The 13750-nt window shown below is 62.1% G+C and carries 13 protein-coding genes; 4 read left to right on the top strand and 9 right to left on the bottom strand.

Going from position 1 to position 13750, the window contains the following annotated elements; genetic code table 11:
- Positions 1 to 88: 88 nt before the first annotated feature.
- Together htpG and BR24_RS06300 are read right to left on the bottom strand one after the other, a co-directional pair.
- Positions 89 to 1969, bottom strand: coding sequence for a molecular chaperone HtpG (gene htpG / locus BR24_RS06305; protein WP_496540643.1), 1881 nt, complete (start codon positions 1967 to 1969; stop codon positions 89 to 91).
- 144 nt (positions 1970 to 2113) lie between these two features.
- Positions 2114 to 2701, bottom strand: coding sequence for a MerR family transcriptional regulator (locus BR24_RS06300; RefSeq protein WP_496540642.1), 588 nt, complete (start codon positions 2699 to 2701; stop codon positions 2114 to 2116).
- 341 nt (positions 2702 to 3042) lie between these two features.
- On the opposite strand from BR24_RS06300, the gene BR24_RS06295 reads away from it, so the two are divergent.
- From BR24_RS06295 to BR24_RS06280, 4 genes are all read left to right on the top strand, one after another.
- Positions 3043 to 3498: a MauE/DoxX family redox-associated membrane protein gene (locus BR24_RS06295; protein ID WP_496540641.1), complete on the top strand. Its 456-nt coding sequence runs from the start codon at positions 3043 to 3045 to the stop codon at positions 3496 to 3498.
- Positions 3495 to 4019: a rhodanese-like domain-containing protein gene (locus tag BR24_RS06290; RefSeq protein ID WP_496540640.1), complete on the top strand. Its 525-nt coding sequence runs from the start codon at positions 3495 to 3497 to the stop codon at positions 4017 to 4019. Before BR24_RS06295 ends, BR24_RS06290 begins: the two co-directional genes overlap by 4 nt.
- Before the next feature lie 223 nt (positions 4020 to 4242).
- A complete protein-coding gene (locus BR24_RS06285; protein ID WP_496540639.1) occupies positions 4243 to 5289 on the top strand; it encodes a glycosyltransferase family 9 protein in 1047 nt (348 codons plus the stop codon).
- Positions 5282 to 6421 carry a glycosyltransferase gene (locus tag BR24_RS06280; protein WP_496540638.1) on the top strand — a complete coding sequence of 380 codons (1140 nt, stop codon included), beginning with the start codon at positions 5282 to 5284 and terminating at the stop codon, positions 6419 to 6421. Before BR24_RS06285 ends, BR24_RS06280 begins: the two co-directional genes overlap by 8 nt.
- Here the strand turns inward: BR24_RS06280 and galE are convergent.
- Genes galE through BR24_RS06245 form a run of 7 tightly spaced genes read right to left on the bottom strand, consistent with a single transcriptional unit; the run spans position 6418 to position 13743 of the window.
- Positions 6418 to 7425, bottom strand: a complete 1008-nt coding sequence (gene galE, locus BR24_RS06275; RefSeq protein ID WP_496540637.1) for a UDP-glucose 4-epimerase GalE — start codon at positions 7423 to 7425, stop codon at positions 6418 to 6420. The two genes, BR24_RS06280 and galE, sit on opposite strands and share 4 nt — an antisense overlap.
- A gap of 39 nt (positions 7426 to 7464) precedes the next feature.
- Positions 7465 to 9015, bottom strand: coding sequence for a hypothetical protein (locus tag BR24_RS06270; protein ID WP_496540636.1), 1551 nt, complete (start codon positions 9013 to 9015; stop codon positions 7465 to 7467).
- Positions 9016 to 9068: 53 nt separating this feature from the next.
- Positions 9069 to 9602, bottom strand: a complete 534-nt coding sequence (locus tag BR24_RS06265) for a GNAT family N-acetyltransferase (protein WP_496540635.1) — start codon at positions 9600 to 9602, stop codon at positions 9069 to 9071.
- A gap of 11 nt (positions 9603 to 9613) precedes the next feature.
- Complete coding sequence (locus BR24_RS06260; RefSeq protein WP_496540634.1) at positions 9614 to 10909, bottom strand: DegT/DnrJ/EryC1/StrS family aminotransferase; 1296 nt, start codon at positions 10907 to 10909, stop codon at positions 9614 to 9616.
- Positions 10896 to 11906, bottom strand: coding sequence for a Gfo/Idh/MocA family protein (locus tag BR24_RS06255; RefSeq protein ID WP_496540633.1), 1011 nt, complete (start codon positions 11904 to 11906; stop codon positions 10896 to 10898). The genes BR24_RS06260 and BR24_RS06255 overlap by 14 nt, the downstream gene beginning before the upstream one ends.
- Positions 11906 to 12661, bottom strand: a complete 756-nt coding sequence (locus BR24_RS06250) for a cytidylyltransferase domain-containing protein (RefSeq protein ID WP_496540632.1) — start codon at positions 12659 to 12661, stop codon at positions 11906 to 11908. The genes BR24_RS06255 and BR24_RS06250 overlap by 1 nt, the downstream gene beginning before the upstream one ends.
- Positions 12658 to 13743: a hypothetical protein gene (locus tag BR24_RS06245; protein WP_496540631.1), complete on the bottom strand. Its 1086-nt coding sequence runs from the start codon at positions 13741 to 13743 to the stop codon at positions 12658 to 12660. Before BR24_RS06245 ends, BR24_RS06250 begins: the two co-directional genes overlap by 4 nt.
- Positions 13744 to 13750 lie beyond the last annotated feature (7 nt).

Raw genomic sequence — 13750 nt, 5'->3', positions numbered from 1 at the left:
GGGAAGTCATTCCCTCTTGACGGCATAAAAAAGGCCGCCCGAATGCTTCGGGCGGCCTGTGGCTGTTTCGTGGCAGTATTGTGGACGGTTATTTCTTGTACCAGCCGCTGGCCTGGGTCAGCAGGGACTGGATGCGGCCCACGAGAGCGTGCGGGTCCTGCAGGTAGCCTTCGAGCAGCAGGGCGGATTCGTAGAGCTGGCGGGCGGCCTGTTCCACGAAGGGGTCCTGCGCGTCGGCCTCGTAGATGCGGATCAGGTTGCGGGTCAGCGGGTGGTCCGGGTTGACTTCCATGACCTTGGCCGGAATGGAGGTGTCCTTCTGGATGTGCCGCATGACCTTGTCCATGCTGCTGGTCATGGCCCCGTCCGGGTTCGCGAGGCAGGCCGGGCTGTCGGAGAGGCGGTCCGTGGTGCGCACGTCGGTAACGGCGTCGCCAAGCAGCTCGTTGATGTGCTTGAGCAGGTCGTCGAGAGTGGTCTGTTCCGGTTCGGAGAGTTCCTCGGGCTTTTCCTCGGTCTCCTGCTCTCCGTCGATACCGGAGAGGTCCGCGTGCTCTGCGGGAACCAGCTGGTACTCGCCGTACTGCTGCAGCGCGTCCATCACGAATTCGTCGATGGGCTCGTACAGGTACAGGACCTCAACGCCCTTCTTGCGGAAGATTTCGAGGTGCGGGCTGAGGGAGAGGGCCTCGCGGCTCGGGCCGTAGGCGTAGTAGATCTCCTTCTGGCCTTCCTTGAGGCGTCCGGCGTAGTCGGCCAGCGAGATGAGCTCGTCGGCGTTTTCACAGGCGGAGGAGTTGAACCGCAACAACTCCACAAAGCGGTCCTTGTGGATGAAGTCCATGTAGCCGGCGCGGAACAGTTTGCCGTGCACGCGCCAGAAGGTGTCGTACTTCTCCTTGTCGTTCTCGGCCATCTTCTCAAGCGCGCTGTAGACCTGTTTGGTGAGGTTGGAGCTGATCTTGCGGATCAGCACGTTGTCCTGAAGCGTCTCGCGGGAGATGTTCAGGGGCAGGTCCTCGGTGTCGACCACGCCTTTGCAGAAGCCGAGGTATTCGGGCAGCAGGTCCTTGTTCTTGTGCTGAATGAGCACGCGGCGCACGTACAGGTCGAGGCCGCGGTTGTCCTGCGTGCCGAGGCCGAACATGTCGTCGTCGATGGCCGGGATGAAAACGAGGGCGTTGTACTGGACCGGAGCGTCTACCGAGACGTGGACCTTTTCGAGCGGGTCCGTGTCATCGTTGGTCAGGAAGGTGTAGAATTCCTTGTACTGTTCCGGTTTGACCTGGAACTTGGGCTCGCGCCACAGGGCGGGAACCGTGTTCACGCGCTCGTCTTCCACGAAAATGGGGAAGTTGACGAAGTTGGAGTGCTTCTTGACGATGTGCTTGAGGTGCTCGGTGTTGGCGAACTGGGAAACCAGGTCTTCCTTGAGCTTCAGGGTGATGCTGGTGCCTCGCGCAACGTCCTTGTCCAGCTCCCGGATCTTGTAGTCGTTGCGGCCGTCGGAGGTCCATTCCACCGGGGCGGCCTCGGGGTCGGCGGACCGGGTCACGAGGGTGACTTCGTCGGCCACCATGTAGACGGAGTAAAACCCGACGCCGAAGCGGCCGATGAGGGTGTCGAGGGATTCCTTGCCCTCGGCGGCGAGCTTGGTGAGCTCGGCGGTGCCGGAGTGGGCGATGGTGCCGATGTTCTCCCGCACTTCCTCGCGTGTCATGCCCACGCCGGTGTCGGTGACGGTGAGCGTGCCTGCGTCCTTGTCGTGGGTGATGCGGATTTCAAGCGGCGTGTCATCCGCATCCATGTCGCCCGTCTGGGTCTTGAAGCGGTATTTGTCCAGCGCGTCCGAGGCGTTGGAAACGAGCTCTCTCAGGAAGATCTCTTTGTTGGTGTAGAGGGAATGAACCAGTATTTCCAGGAGCTGGTTTATTTCAGCCTTGAATTTGTGCGTACTCTTTTTGCCCATTGTCGGCGAACCTCCTTGATGAATGGAAAAATGCCCCGCCGAAACGAGGGGGCGTGTTCCGGCGGGGAGCCACGGATGATCGGGAATGGCCGAAATGCTCCGTGATGGCGGCGGGTTGGGGGACCCGTTGCCATGGGGTTGGTTTTAACTAGTCACGCTTTTGATCTTGTCAAGAAGGTACTTTTCCATTTCACGGCGATCCTTGCGCAGGCGGACCATTTCCGCTTCCATAATGGAGAGCTTTTCCTTGAGCTGGGTATTCTCGTCGCGAAGCAGCTGAACCTCCGCGGCGTTGGCGGCGATCTGTTCGGTGGCCTTGGCGAAGTCCTCTGGCAGGGCCGCCTGTTCAGGGGTACCCAGCGCCCCGCGGATGCCCTCGCTGATGGACCGGGCCATCTCGGCGCCCATGGCGGCCGCCATCTTCACGGCGGTCTCCATGCCATACTGCTGAACGGGCGAGTCGCTCTCCGACGCCTCGGCCAGCGCGTCGGCCTGCATGGGGTAGGACTGGCTGAGGCTGTCCATGACGTCGCGGGCGGTGTGCCCTTCCTTGAGCATGCGGGAGATGGTGGAGAAGACCTCCACGGCTTCCGGCTTGAAGCGCTTCTGCCGTCCCTTGCCCACGCTCGGGAGGTGCTGGGCGAAACGGTTTTTCCAATAGTGGACCGTGGACTCGGGAATATCGAGTTCGCGGGCGATTTCCGCAACGGAGAGTAGCTTCTTGCCTGTCATGCAGCCCCCGGAAGGTTGTTGGTTTTCATTGGAGTACTACGCTTGAAGATTGTGATCAAGTGTGAATCGGTTATAACATGCCGAATTGTCGCACATTATTTTGTGTTACAAGTGCGGGGCGGTTGCGGTTGAACCAGCGGAATTTTCTAGAGAAAATCTCAAACTCCACGATGGATGTCGGAACGGGAATAGGATAGAGCAACGCAATGGTTTTTGTTGTTGCGTATTGCATGTAACGATTGGATTCGTTTCATCGGCTCGGGTAATCGTGGTTTCAATTATATGTTGATGTTGAAAAGGAGTGTCCGGTGAAGAGGATTGTTCTCAGCAGACCTGTTCAAATGGCGCTGCGACTTGCGGTCGGCGGTGCGTTCATTGTTGCCGGAGTCATCAAGCTGCAAGACCCGTGGGCTTTCGCCATGGTCATAGACGGGTACGGGCTGACCCCCGGCTGGGCCGATCTGCCGCTTGCGTACGGGCTGCCGATTCTCGAGATCGCCAGTGGAGCGGGCCTCGTCTTCAACATCAGATGGTCATTGGAGTTGGTGGCAGCACAGCTGTTGCTGTTCGTCGCGGTTCTGGCCTACGGAATGCACCTCGGCCTGAACGTCGATTGCGGCTGTTTCGGCCCCGGCGATCCGGAAGGGCAGGCATACTCGGGCATGAGCGAGTCGATGGTTCGCGACCTGATCATGCTTGCAGCGCTGGCCGCGGTGTACTGGCGCAGAAAGGCGCTGCAGGAACCGCCCCGCTCCATGGCCGTTATCCTGAAACCATTCGGAGGAGTGAGGCGATGAAGTTGAAAGGAATTTTTGCGGCCCTCGCGGCCGTTCTCGTGATGGGTATGCTCACCGGCTGTCTCGGCGAGGACAAGTTCAAGCAGGAAGTGGAGAAGGAAGCCGGAGCCGTCAAGCTGGTGCGCGAGGTGCAGCGCGGCGATTACGACGTGATCACCACGGCCGAGCTCAAGAAGCTCATCGACGCCCAGAAGGACATGGTCATCGTGGACACCATGCCGCTGGAAGCCAGCTACGAAAAGAACCACATCCCCGGCGCGGCCCAGTTCCTGTTCCCGATCCCCGACATGAAGAGCTGGAACACCGAGGAAACCGCAGGCAAGACCAAGGCCGACTACGAAAAGCTCCTCGGCCCGGACAAGGACAGGCTCATTGTGGTCTACTGCGGATTCGTGAAGTGCACCCGCTCCCACAACGGCGCGGCCTGGGCCCGCAAGCTGGGATACACCAACGTCAAGCGCCACCCCGGCGGCATCTTCGCCTGGAAGGGCGCCGAGTACCCCGTGGAGACGGGCAAATAGCAGCCCGCAGCACGAACCGATAGGGATGAGGCCCCGTCCACTGGACGGGGCCTCTTCGTTTTCGCGGCTCGTCTTGACCTGCAACGAAGCGGCGGGTAATTGAAGCCCTGCGTCGTGCGCCTGTGGAGGATAAGCCCCTTCGGCCCCGGCCCATGCTTCGGCAGACGCAGATCCCGCAGCGGTCCGCAACACGGCCCGCCCGCCTAACCCGTACCACAAGCACATGAAAGACATATCCTCACTGAACCCCGAGCGGATCCTGGTCTGCCAGCTGCGCCAGATCGGCGACGTGCTGCTCTCCACCCCTTCCATCCGCCTGCTGAAGGAGCGCTTTCCGAGCGCGGAGATAGAAGTCTTCACGGAAAAGAAGTGCGCACCCGTGCTGGAGAACAATCCGCACATCGCCAAGGTGTGGGCGCTGGACAAAAACGAGCTTGCCTCCCCTCTCAAGGCGCTGGGATATTATGCCCGCGTCGGGCGCGGCAAGGACCTGATCATCGATTTCCAGCAGCTGCCGAGAACCCGCTGGGTTGCCATGCTCTCCGGTGCGCCCGTTCGTCTGACCTTCACGCCGCCGTGGTACAACAGATTTGTCTACACGAACTATCGGCCCAATGAGGACGGGTACGCCGCCAAATGCAAGGCGAGCATTCTCAAGCTGCTCGGTATCGAGTGGGACAGGCACCCGCCGGAGATTTTTCTTTCCGACGCAGAACGCGCCTTCGCTGACCGATTTCTGAAAGACCTCGGGGCCACCGAAGGTGTCGTGACCGTGGACCCGAGCCACCGCCGCAAGACGCGCAAATGGCCCGAAGAGCATTTCGCGGGCCTGATCCGGGGCATCCGGGAGCACTACCCCGGCCTGAAGTTCGTCCTGCTCTATGGTCCGGGGGAAATCGACGTCTGCCGCAAGGTTGCCGATCTGGCGGGCGAAGGGGCCGTGATCTCCGAGGACATGCTCACGCTGCGGCAGATGGCCGCGGTCCAGCAGCGCGCCCTCTTGCATCTTGGCAACTGCTCGGCCCCGCGCCACATGGCGGTGGCGGTGGGCACCCCGTCGCTGGTGATCCACGGGGCCACCGGGTTCGGCTGGCGCTTCCCGTCGGACGAGCATGTTACCGTTTCCAGAAAGCTGCCCTGCCAGCCCTGCAATGAAAACGAGTGCAGCCACATCGACTGCCTGAAGGGGCTGGACTCCTCGGAGTGCCTCCCGCAGGCGCTGGAGCTGTTGCGCACGTCGCTTGGCCGCAAGGGGGAGACCCATGGCTGAACCGGCCGGGAATCGGAAGCTCAGGGTCGCACTGGTCGTCGGCGGACTGCCATTCGGCGGCGTGGAGACCTCGTTCCTGCTCGTGGCCAGAAGACTGCGGGAACTCGGGCACGAACCGGTGATCATCAATGTCTCCGGCACGGGCGAGTATGAATCGGTGTACAGAGAACACGGCTTCGACCCCATCCATGCAGGGGAGAGCAAGAAGGTGCTCAAGACGAGCCGCCTCGACACGGCGCTGCGGCTTCGAAAGCTATTGCGTTCGCTGAAGCCGGACATCGTCCACACCGCACATTTCTCCGCCAACTATCACGTGCGCATCGGCGCGGTGGGACTGGGCATCCCGGTCATCATGCACTGCCGGAACATCAAGCGCATGAGGTCCTTCCGCCGTTTTGCGGACAAGGTCCTGTCCCATGCCACGACCAAGTACCTTGCCGTCTCGAAGGCTGTGGCCGAGGTGGTCCAGCAGGACCACAACGTCGCGGGCAGGCCGGTGGAGGTTCTCTATAACGCCATCTCTCAGGAAAAAATGAGCGTGGAAGCTGCCGATCTCACAGAGTTTCCGGAGCTCAAGGGGCGCGGCCCGCTGGTCGTCACCTGCTCACGTCTGGTGCGGCAGAAGAACCTCGACCTGATTCTCCGGGCCTTTGCCGACGTTCGCTCGACTCTGCCGCAGTTGCGGATGCTGATCCTCGGTGACGGTCCCGAACGCTCGGAACTGGAAAAGCTGGCAGGCAAGCTGGGTGTCGCCGAGAGCATTTGTTTTGCGGGGTTTCGCAAAGACGTGCCCGAGATCCTGCACGCAGCCGCCGATCGCGGGGCCGTGTTCGCCATGGTCTCGGATTACGAAGGGTTCTCCAACGCTCTGACGGAAGCGATGTACTGCGGAATGCCGGCGGTTATCAGCGAGCACGTGCCGAACCTCGAGGTGACCGGAGAGTCGGCTCTGGTGGTGCCGGTGGACCGCGAGACGATAGCCTCGGCCCTGCTGAAAGTGCTGTCGGATCAGCAGGCGTATCAGCGCATGAGCGCCGCGGCCAGAACGGTTGCCGCCGGTCTCACCATCAACGCCTATGTGGACAGGCTGGTCGGGGTGTACGAAGAAACCCTCGGAGCGGATGCAGGTTAGCCCTGCTGCGATCTCCGGGTCCAGTTCCAGCTGTCCCTGACCATGTCTTCAAGTGTCCGTTCGGCGCACCATCCGAGTTCCTCCTCCGCCTTGTCGGTGGCCGCCCAGCAGGCAGGAGCGTCACCCTCACGTCTCGGCGCCATGATCCTCGGCACCTCGACGCCGTTGACCTTTTCGAAGCAGTCCACCATTTCCAGAACGCTGATTCCCTTTCCCGTTCCGAGGTTGTGCACATGCAGTCCTTCGGAGGCGGCGAGGTGTTCCAGAGCGGCCACATGCCCGCTGGCGAGATCCATGACGTGGATGAAGTCCCTCACGGCGGAGCCGTCGGTGGTGTCGTAGTCCTGCCCGAATATCCTGAGCGGCGCGTCCTTGCGTGACGCGGCACGGCAGATGAGGGGCATGAGGTTGGTCGGCGTTCCCGCAGGGCTTTCTCCGATCAGGCCGGAGGGATGCGCTCCAACAGGGTTGAAATAGCGCAGGATGGAGATGCGGAACTCGGGGGAGGCGAAGTGGAGGTCCCTGAGCATGTCTTCCATCATGATCTTCGTCCGCCCGTATGGGTTCAGCGCCGAGACCGGGTGATGCTCCCTGAGGGGAAGCTCTCCGGGGTTGCCGTACACGGCGGCGGACGAGCTGAAAACGAAGCTGTGAATGGCGTACTTCTGACACGCCTGAAGCAGGTTGATGCTGGAGACGAGGTTGTTTTCGTAGTATTCGAGGGGGATAGTCAGCGACTCGCCCACCGCCTTGTACCCCGCGAAATGAATCACGGCATCCACGGGCGTGTCCTGCAGGACGGAGAAGAGATGCTCCCTGTCCCTCAGGTCCACGTTGAAATGGCGAAAGCGGCGGCCCGTGATCTGTTCAACGCGGTCGTAGGTGTCGGCCTGTCCTCCGCAGAAGCAGTCGAGGCTGACGACATCGAAACCGTGCCGGAGCAGTTCCACGATTGTATGGCTGCCGATGTATCCGGCGCCGCCTGTCACGAGTATAGTTTTCATAAATGTCTTTGCTGGGAATCTGGTTCCGGTATTTGGGGGTCAGCTCTTGATCCCGGGCAGGCCGGAACTGTTCGCGTCGTCGTAGAAGTCCCTGTAGAAGCGTTCGCTGTTTTCCGCCTTGGTGAAGTCGCGGGCATGGCGCGACCAGTCAGTCGTGTGAATGTCCTCGAAGCGGATGAAATGCGCTCTGTCCATGCAGGCCTCAAGCCCCTTGGCCGTGAACTTCCTCGCGCCGAGTTCGATAAAAATTATGTTCTTGTTTGCCAGCGCGACGCTGTTGAAGGCGGAGGCCGGGTAGTCGAACACGAACGTGTCGTACTTCCTGCACGCCTCGTCAAGGCCGCACCGTTCGATCGTGAGCCGCTCTCCCCAGAGTTTGATGAACGTATCCAGATCCCACTGCTTCGGGTGGACCTTGTAGACCACTTCGAGGCCGGCGCGCTGCATGGCTTCGATCATCTCGAGCTGGGCCTTGAGGTAGAAGGGATCCAGAACGCTGTTGTTCGGTCCGAAAGAGCGCATGCCGGGGAAGGAGGTCGGGACGAAGCAGACCGTGCCGCTGCCGGTGCGCGGCATCACGCGAAAGGTGTCGGTGCTGCGGCCCGGCAGCGGATGGCAGTTCGGGGCGCACGAGACAGGGCACTCCGGTCGGATGTACTCCAGCCCCTTGCGCGAGTCCGTGATCAGATTGCTCGCGAGCAACACCTCGCCGGTGAGGTAGTCGATGGGCGCGGTGAACCCGAAGGCGCCCCCATGGGTGGAGGCGAAGAAGTTCGGATTGGAACCGAAGCGCACGGCAAGGGCGCGGTTGAAGGTCTTGGTGGTATTGTTGATGTAAACGTAGTCATTCTCTCTGACGGTCACATTTGTTGAGCCGGCGAGAAGGTATGCATGTTCGTCAGTCAGCTTTCGGATTTCGTCGGCGAGCTGGTTGGTGCTTTCGGGAAACAGTCCGGAACAGATGTCGAGGGTCTCCGCCTCGGCCTGCGTGTCCCGCTCGTCGGGGTGGTACTGCGCGTCTCTGCGAACGGCAATGCGCAGCATGTGATGCTTCTTGCGGGCGCTGTTCGACAGGTACCAGGGCGAGCCCGAATAAAACCGGCGGACCGGAGCCAGCGTGTTGGCAATGCGATAGTAGGCTTCCCGGAATCGCCAGCGCAGCCGCTTCAGGACCGGTGCGGGGCGATCCATGGCCCTGAGTCTCTTCCCCGAGCCGGTCTCTGCGAAGATTGTTTCCAGCCCGAGCTGTCTGCACTCGTTCAGCAGCAGGGCGTTTGTGCCGAGGCTTTCGTCCATCAGGATGCGCTCGCCGCCGTGTCGTTCCATGGCGAATTCCAGAGAGCGGCGCATGATGTACGGAATCGAGATGACCTGCAGGAGCGGGCGCAGGAGCAGCTTGAAAAGGGAGCTGTCCGTCCTGGCGAAAGCCGTTTGGGTAAGGGCCTCGGCGACCTGTTCCAGCCGAAGATTTATCTCACGGTTGAGGGCGAGATATTCCGCCGTGTTGAAGTCGAAGGCTTCCTGATGGTGGGCCAGCGAGAAGATGTCCAGAGGAATGACGCTGTCGTCGATCCCGTACCGGTCAAGCATAGCCGGATTGTAATCCGGACCTGTGAGAAGAAATGTCGTCATTGTGCAGGCGGTTAGCGCGCTAGCTCGAACTCGTGGCGCAGAAGCCCCATGGTGATCACGTCGAAGCGCGTCCCGTCGCGTTCGAAGGCTTCGCGCTTCAGTCCCTCCCGCCGGAAGCCGAGCTTTTCGTAGAGCTTGACCGCCGCCGTGTTCGCGGCGTTGACCCCGAGCTCAATGCGGTGGAGGTTGAGCTTGCGGAAGCAGTGGGCCAGCAGCAGGCGGGAGGCGGCAAAGCCGATGCCCTTGCCCTGAGCCTCCGGCGCGATCATGATCGCATAGGTGGCGGTGCGGTGCACCCAGTCTATGGAGCCGACTTCAATGTTGCCGACATGGCGCGATGACGCGCGGTCCTCTATGGCAAGAACCATCTTCGAGGAGGAGACGCTGCCTGAGGCAAAGTCCCTGAGATCCTGAAGCGAGTGCGGAAAGATGGCGTGCTCGGTGAACTCGTCCGCGCTCTGATCATTGATCCAGGTCCGGTATGGCCCGTCTGCGTCGGAAGGCTCCAGAGGCCTCAGAGAGATGAAGTCGTCTTGTAAAAACATGATGGCGCGGCTTATCCAAGCACTTTGTTGAAGACGTTGACGATGTCGCGAATGTCGTCCCACGTTTGCGGCAACCGTACATGTTCATTAATCAACATTTCCTTGTAGTGCAATCGCTCGGCCGCCGGGCACGCTCCCTCGGAGTAGTCCGGGGTGCTTCCGGCGTTTTCCGGGGCGCTGAAGGGGTACCCGTTCTTGAAGGCGTTTTTCTGCTGATAAAGCGGCTGGGTATAGAGAGGCTTGACGTACCCCTGAAAGAACAGCAGCCCTTCGGCGTTGATCGCCTCGACAAATTCTTCGCGCCGCACTCCGGCCTTTTCCGGCAGGAACCGGCAGGGATACACGTAGTAAGTCGCCCGGGTGCCGTCCTCCACGCTGCCGGTGGGGCTTTCCGCCAGAGGCTCGATGCAGTCGTGCCGTGAAAGCTCGTCGTTCAGGTATTTGACGTAGTCCACGCGCGTCTTGTTGATCCTTTCCAGCTTCTTGAGCTGTTCCGAACCGATGGCCGCCTCGAGCTCGCACATGCGGTAATTGAAGCCGACCATGTTCGTGATGTTCTCGTAACCGGCAGGACCGACGACGGCTTCGCCGTGGTTGCGGATCAGGGCCAGCCTGTAGTGCAGGTCGGGGTCGTCGGTGACGCAGAGCCCGCCCTCTCCTGTCTGGATGGTCTTGTTCACGTTGAGGCTGAAGACGCCGATGTCGCCGATGGTACCGACGTGCCTGCCCTGATAGGTGGCTCCGTGCGCCTGCGCGCAGTCTTCGATGACCTTGAGGTCGTGGCGCTTCGCGATATCCATGATCTCGTTCATCTTGGCGGGTATCCCGAACTGGTGCACGACCTGTATGGCCTTGGTGCGTTCGGTTATGCGGGCCTCGATGGAGCGCGGGTCGAGACTGCCCGAGTCCGGGCAGACGTCGGCGAAAACCGGAACGGCTCCGTAGATCATCGGGCTGACGGCGCAGGCGCTCATGGTGTACGGCGAGACGATCACTTCATCGCCGAACCCGATCCCGAGGGCGCCGATGGCGGCGTACAGACCCGAGGTGGCGCTGTTCACGCTCAGGGCGTGTCCGCTTCCCACGGCCGCGGCCCACTCGCGCTCCAGCTTCTGCACATAGGGGCCTCCCCAGAAACTGAACGGGGGGTCTGGCGTGTGGGAGCCCTCGAACAGGGAGAGATAGCCGCCGTCCAGAACTTCAGCCGCAGCCTTCTTTTCTTCTTCGCCCATGGTGAAGTTGTCTTTCCAGGGGGCGGTGCGCACCGGGGTGCCGCCGTTGATGGCCAGATCCTTATTCTTGAGCATGGCTGAGGTCCTTGTCGTTCGTTGCAAGTTCATGAGCGTCCCAGAGTGTCCGCATGGTGTCGGCCGCGTGCCGAAGATCGCTGTCGGTGGTTACATCGGAACCGCGCAGGTGGTCGCCGATGGTGTTCACGGCCTGCGGAAGCGGTGAGACGAGCCCGCGCATGGGGGAGCCCGGCAGAGGCTTCAGCTCCCTCTCGCCGATGGCGTTCACCTCGACGCCTTCCAGATGGATTTCGCTGCCGAAGTCATGAATGCGGACGCGGCCGGCTTCGAAAAGAAGCTCCATTTCAAAGAGCTGGTAAAAGGACTCGTCGAAAGCGTCCAGCAGGACGGGAGCGGCACCGTAGCGAAGCTCCACTTGAAGGTCCGGATCGCCGGGTTTGCCGTGAGGCAGGGCTGCGGCCCCAACGACTTCGGGCGGCTCTCCGAGCAGAAGATTAAGCGTGTCCACAAGGTGAACGCCGTTGTGAAGCCAGCCGCCGTAGCATACCGCACTGCCCCGCACGAGCGGACCGAACCGGCCGTCGCCGATGAGCTCCGCGGCGCGTCGGTGTGCCGCGTCGAAGCGTCTGGTGTGATTGACGAGCACCAGCGAGTGAGCTTCGCCCTGCAGCCGGAGGAGTGTCTCCAACTCGGGGCGGCGCAGGCAGACCGGCTTCTCCACGAGGATGGCGCGTGGCGGCGAGGCCGACTGAAGCGCGGCGGAAAGCTGCGGGAAGTGCTGCTCGTTGGGGCTGGCGATGACCAGCAGGTCGGGCCGGTGGGCCTGAAGCATTTCCCCGGTGTCGCCGTAGGCGTGGTCGGCCCCCCACGTTTCCCGAAAGCGCTCCCTGCGCTGGACGTCGGGGTCGGAGACGGCCGTCAGGCGGAAGCCGCCGTGACGATGCAGGGCCTGCGCGTGGGTTCGCGCCGGGCCGTCGGCGCTCGGGGAGTCCTTGCCTCCCGCAATGATGCCGCACCCGGAAATGGCGGCAGTCCAACGTTCGTCACGAGGCATTACGAGTCCTTCCTGAAGGCTTTCCAACGCCGCTCCTCCGCCTGATTGCGGCTGGCGAGCTCGGGGTTGGCGAGCATGAACTCGATGACCTGAGAGAGGGTGAAGCCGGGGTTGTGCGGGTAGAAATGTTCGAAAATCGCGGTCATTACCTCGAAATCGGCAGCGGTGTCCACTTCGAGATACAGCTCGGGATAATGATACCATGGGCTGGCCTCGATGCAGTGGAGCCGGTACCGGTCGGGATTCTGGTAGATGTGGATGCCGACGTGCTCCCTGAGGGACTCGTCCTCGACATGCCTTTCCGCGTCGAGAAGGGAGCGTGAGGGGTAGACGTACACCTCCGCGCCCGGAGGGTAGGTCGTCTTGAGGGCGTTGCTCACGTAGTCGTACCTGTCGGCATTCTTGAGATAGAAGCCGATGACTGAGTCCACCAGCATGGGGTCGACGAGAGGGCTGTCGCCCATGAACTCCACGTTGACGTCCACCGCGAAATTCCGCAGGGCACCGGTGATGCGTCCGAGAACGTCGTCCTCGCTGCCCCGGTGGCAGCTGACTCCGAGCTGCTGGGCGAGCTCGGCGATGGGGTCGTCCTGCTCTTCCACCGTGGTGCAGATGATGATCTCGTCGATGAGCATGGACTGGGCGATGCGTTCGACCTGCAGGGCGAGCATGGGCTTGCCGCAGATGTGACGGAGGACCTTGCCCGGAAGCCGGGAAGAGCCGGTTCTGGCCTGAATTGTAGCTGCTATCTTCATTTTCGTACCTTGTTGCTCAATACTGCTTGGAGTACCTGTTCCGCCGCGTCCTTGCGAGCAAAGTCCGGGCGTGAGAGGTCCGCGGCGGCTCTGCCGCGATTCTTCAGCGTGCGGGCAAGCCACTGCTCCAGATGCCCGGCGTCCGACAGCTCGGGTATTAGCCCGAGGCGGACGGCAGTGCAACACTGGGCGCCGACTCTTCCGGGCTGAAAGGACGCGGCGGGCCGCCCGAGCATCCGGGCTTCCAGAAGACCCATGGAGCGCATGCTGACCACGGCGTCGCTGTGCAGGAGCAGGGGCCACAGGTCGGTCTTGTCCACGGTCGTCAGCCGGACCCCGGGGGGAACCTCGCGGCTGCCCTGCGGCCTGTCATACGCCGCCGGGTGTCTTTTCTCAACAATCTGCAGGGGGCTGCCCAGTTTTCCGGCGACCCGCAGCAGCGCTTCGAGAACGGATTCCTCCGTGTATCCGAGAAACGGTCCGAGCGGGCCGCAGGCTCCCGCAGCGTCGCCGAAGTCCTCGGCGTGGGTTTCGGAAAGAAACGTGACCACGGGCGTCTGCGGCGCCAGAAACCCGGGGACGGCGGGCGGCGTCCGGCGCAGCCGCTCGGCCTGATCCATGAGCGCGGCCAGCGCGGGGCTCCCGGTGGCGCGGCAAAGGCTCTCTGGCAGGCCCTCGGCAACAGCCTCCCCGACAGCGGTGTCGTCAGCGAGGGCGACCGTGTCCGGCAGAAAGGCGAGCCTCCCCGCCTCATCCTCGAACCGCAGCCGGTAATTGTACCATTCGTCCACGACCGCGACGCTCGGTACGTTCATTCGTCGCGCCTCGAGCGTCAGGCGACGCTCAAGCCCGGCGGGAGAACGGCAGGTGCCGGCGATGAAGGCGTCCGAGCCGCGCAACAGCTCCAGCGCCTCGTCAGCCTCAAGCCCGTCCGAGTCAGTCGGCTCCAGCCCCGGGGCCAGATGGAAAAGGCTTCTCGGTATCAGGAGCGTACCCTTGCAGCGGACAGGGGTCGCCCTGAGCACCGCCGCAAGATTTCTCGCGCCTCCCGGGTCGGAAGCGCAAAGGAGAATGCGTGCCATCGCTCGC

The sequence above is a fragment of the Pseudodesulfovibrio halophilus DSM 5663 genome (assembly GCF_059568665.1).
Note: the sequence above shows the minus strand (reverse complement) of the source record. Positions and strands in the feature narration are given on the sequence as shown.

Excerpts from the sequence above, each read along its gene's own strand:
- BR24_RS06245 (WP_496540631.1), bottom strand. The coding sequence starts at position 13,743 with ATGGCACGCATTCTCCTTTGCGCTTCCGACCCGGGAGGCGCGAGAAAT.
- BR24_RS06300 (WP_496540642.1), bottom strand. The coding sequence starts at position 2,701 with ATGACAGGCAAGAAGCTACTCTCCGTTGCGGAAATCGCCCGCGAACTC.
- BR24_RS06295 (WP_496540641.1), top strand. The coding sequence starts at position 3,043 with ATGGCGCTGCGACTTGCGGTCGGCGGTGCGTTCATTGTTGCCGGAGTC.
- BR24_RS06250 (WP_496540632.1), bottom strand. The coding sequence starts at position 12,661 with ATGAAGATAGCAGCTACAATTCAGGCCAGAACCGGCTCTTCCCGGCTT.
- BR24_RS06280 (WP_496540638.1), top strand. The coding sequence starts at position 5,282 with ATGGCTGAACCGGCCGGGAATCGGAAGCTCAGGGTCGCACTGGTCGTC.
- galE (WP_496540637.1), bottom strand. The coding sequence starts at position 7,425 with ATGAAAACTATACTCGTGACAGGCGGCGCCGGATACATCGGCAGCCAT.
- BR24_RS06290 (WP_496540640.1), top strand. The coding sequence starts at position 3,495 with ATGAAGTTGAAAGGAATTTTTGCGGCCCTCGCGGCCGTTCTCGTGATG.
- BR24_RS06265 (WP_496540635.1), bottom strand. The coding sequence starts at position 9,602 with ATGTTTTTACAAGACGACTTCATCTCTCTGAGGCCTCTGGAGCCTTCC.
- BR24_RS06255 (WP_496540633.1), bottom strand. The coding sequence starts at position 11,906 with ATGCCTCGTGACGAACGTTGGACTGCCGCCATTTCCGGGTGCGGCATC.
- BR24_RS06285 (WP_496540639.1), top strand. The coding sequence starts at position 4,243 with ATGAAAGACATATCCTCACTGAACCCCGAGCGGATCCTGGTCTGCCAG.
- BR24_RS06260 (WP_496540634.1), bottom strand. The coding sequence starts at position 10,909 with ATGCTCAAGAATAAGGATCTGGCCATCAACGGCGGCACCCCGGTGCGC.
- htpG (WP_496540643.1), bottom strand. The coding sequence starts at position 1,969 with ATGGGCAAAAAGAGTACGCACAAATTCAAGGCTGAAATAAACCAGCTC.
- BR24_RS06270 (WP_496540636.1), bottom strand. The coding sequence starts at position 9,015 with ATGCTTGACCGGTACGGGATCGACGACAGCGTCATTCCTCTGGACATC.